The organism is Geminicoccus flavidas (assembly GCF_009806515.1).
Lineage (GTDB): Bacteria > Pseudomonadota > Alphaproteobacteria > Geminicoccales > Geminicoccaceae > Geminicoccus > Geminicoccus flavidus.
Genome location: NZ_WUJP01000887.1, coordinates 1 through 2,815 on the forward strand (window position 1 = coordinate 1; position 2,815 = coordinate 2,815).

The window sequence follows — 2,815 nt, forward strand, 5'->3', positions numbered from 1 at the left end:
CCAGCTTCGAGCTGATCGACGGTACCGGTCACATTCCGCCGGCAGAGCGGCCCGACCTGGTGGCCGCCATCATCCGGGCCCAGCTCGAGGGGCTCGGCCGTGCCTGACGCCCCGTCCGAGCTGGAGCGGACCGGGGAGGCGGTCCGGCGCAAGATCCTGGGCGATGCACATGTCGACCGGGCGGCTGCTAATAGCACCGCGTTCGATGCGCCCTTCCAGGAGCTGATCACCCGCTCGGCCTGGGGATCGGTGTGGAGCCGGCCGGACCTCAGCCCGCGCGAGCGCTCCATCGTCACCATCGCCCTGTTGGCCGCGCTTGGCCATCACGACGAGCTGGCGATGCATATCCGCGCCACGCGCCAGACCGGTGCCAGCGAGGCGGACGTGCGCGAGGCGCTGCTGCATGTCGCGGTCTATGCCGGTCTGCCCGCCGCCAACAGCGCGATCAGACTGGCCAAGCAGGTCTATGCCGAGCTGGCCGCGGCGGAGGCCGGGGAGGGGGAAGCGCCATGAGCGGGTTTTCGCGGCTCCAGCCGGATGTCCAGCCAAGCCTGATCGACCCGGGCTACAAGTCCACCAGCCTGCGCGGGCCGAAGGCACTCCTGATCCGCATCCCGCATGGGCTCGGCGAGACCAGCGGGCCGCGCTTCGGTGCTGGCTGGGTCGGGCCGCAGGATGCCGACCTCACCCAGAACGGCCGCTGCAATGGCGAGCCTCTGGGCGAGCGGATCATCGTCACCGGTCGGGTGCTGGACGAGTATGGCCGGCCGGTCCGCGACACGATGGTCGAGGTCTGGCAGGCCAATGCGGCCGGCCGCTACATCCACAAGAGCGACCAGCACGACGCCCCGCTCGACCCGAACTTCCGCGGCTCCGGCCGCTGCGTGACCGACGGGGAGGGGCGCTACCGCTTCCTCACGATCAAGCCGGGTGCCTATCCCTGGCGTAACCACCCTAATGCCTGGCGGCCGAACCACATCCATTTCTCCCTGTTCGGCCAGGGTTTTGCCAGCCGGCTGGTGACCCAGATGTATTTTCCGGGTGATCCGCTGCTCCAGCTCGATCCGATCCACAACAGCGTGCCCGTAGACGCGCGCGAACTGCTGATCGCCCGGTTCGACATCGAGGCGACCGAACCGGAATGGGCGCTGGCCTACCAGTTCGACATCGTGCTGCGCGGCCCGGACGCGACGCCGATGGAGGCATAGGTGCCCATGAGCAATCGCCTCCGGCAGACCCCGTCCCAGACCCTGGGGCCGTTCTTCGCCTATGGCCTGACTGCCCGGCAGTATGGCTACGACTTCGACCAGCTCGCGGACGGGCGCATCGTCCGGGACGACACGAAGGGCACCCGGATCCGGGTGACGGGGCAGGTGTTCGACGGTGCCGGGGCACTGATCGAGGATGCGCTGATCGAGGTCTGGCAGGCCGATGCCGATGGCCGTTATCCCGACGCGGCCGCCTTTGCCGACTGCAATGCCTTTCACGGGTTCGGCCGCTCTGGGACCGGTGCCGATCCAGCCTGCCGGTTCGGGTTCGACACGATCAAGCCGGGCGGCCATGATGGCCAGGCACCCCATCTGAACGTCGTCGTGACCATGCGCGGCCTCCTGCTGCACCTGTTCACCCGGATCTATTTCGCCGACGAGGCGGCGGCGAACGAAGCCGACCCGGTGCTGGCGCTGGTGCCGCAAGCACGCCGCAACACGCTGATCGCCCGCCTGGTCCAGCCCGGCCTCTACCGCTTCGACATCCGGATGCAGGGCGACGACGAGACCGTGTTCTTCGATGTCTGAAGGGAAAGCTCCCGCCGGATGAGCGTCTCGGCCTTCGATTCCACCCTGCTCGGCGGCCTCCTCGGTGACGGGACAGTCAGCGCACTCCTGGACGACCGGGCGCGGATCCGGGCGATGCTCCGGGTCGAGGCCGCCCTGGCGCGTGTGCAGGGCGAGTTCGGCATCATCCCGCAAGCGGCCGCTGCCGCCATCGCCCGGGCGGCGGGCACGCTCAAGATCGAGCCAGCGGAACTGGCAGCAGGTACGGCCAGGGACGGGGTGCCGGTCCCGGCGCTGGTGAAGGCGCTGCGCAAAGCGGTCGGCACGCTGCATGCCGGCCATGTCCATTTCGGCGCCACCAGCCAGGACATCGTCGACACGGCCCTGGTGCTGACCGTCGCACCAGTGCTGGAGGTCATTGCCGGCAGGCTGCACGACAGCATCGAGCTGCTGGCGGCCTTGGCGGAGCGGCACGTCGCCACGATCATGGCCGGCCGCACTCGGTTCCAACTGGCGTCACCCACCACGCTCGGGCTGAAGGCCGCTAGCTGGGCGGCACCGCTGCGGCGTCACCTCGACCGGCTGGCGGAACTCCGTCCGCGCCTGGCGGTGGTGTCCCTGGCGGGGTCCAGCGGCAACCTGGCGTCTCTCGGGGAAAGGGGAGGCGAGGTGGAGGCGGCCCTTGCCCGTGAGCTGGGCCTGGGCCTGGCCATCGCGCCCTGGCATGCCGCGCGTGACACGATGGCCGAGCTGGCCGGCTGGCTGTCCCTGGTGACCGGCTCGCTCGCGAAGATCGGGCTGGATGTCCTGCTGCTCGCCCAGAACGAGGTCGGTGAGGTCCGGCCCGGCTCCGGCGGCGGATCGTCGACCATGCCGCACAAGGCCAACCCGGTCGCGGCGGAAGTGCTGGTGACGCTGGCGCGCGGCAGTGCCGAGCGGGTGGCCGCCATGCATCATGCCCTGGTCCATGCCCATGAACGGGACGGCAGCGCCTGGCTTGCCGAATGGCTGAACCTGCCGGACCTGCTGGTCGCCGCCGG

General features: G+C 69.9%; 4 protein-coding genes. All 4 read left to right on the forward strand.

What is annotated here, in order from left to right; translation table 11 throughout:
* Positions 1-99: 99 nt before the first annotated feature.
* A complete protein-coding gene (pcaC, locus tag EQG76_RS25330) occupies positions 100-513 on the forward strand; it encodes a 4-carboxymuconolactone decarboxylase (RefSeq protein ID WP_159717468.1) in 414 nt (137 codons plus the stop codon).
* Complete coding sequence (gene pcaH / locus EQG76_RS25335) at positions 510-1,208, forward strand: protocatechuate 3,4-dioxygenase subunit beta (RefSeq protein ID WP_159717470.1); 699 nt, start codon at positions 510-512, stop codon at positions 1,206-1,208. Before pcaC ends, pcaH begins: the two co-directional genes overlap by 4 nt.
* Positions 1,209-1,214: 6 nt before the next feature.
* Positions 1,215-1,796 (forward strand): protocatechuate 3,4-dioxygenase subunit alpha, encoded by a 582-nt coding sequence (gene pcaG / locus EQG76_RS25340; protein WP_159717472.1) that lies wholly within the window; start codon positions 1,215-1,217, stop codon positions 1,794-1,796.
* 18 nt (positions 1,797-1,814) lie between these two features.
* Positions 1,815-2,815: lyase family protein (locus tag EQG76_RS25345; RefSeq protein WP_159717474.1), on the forward strand; the 1,001-nt coding region annotated here is incomplete at its 3' end.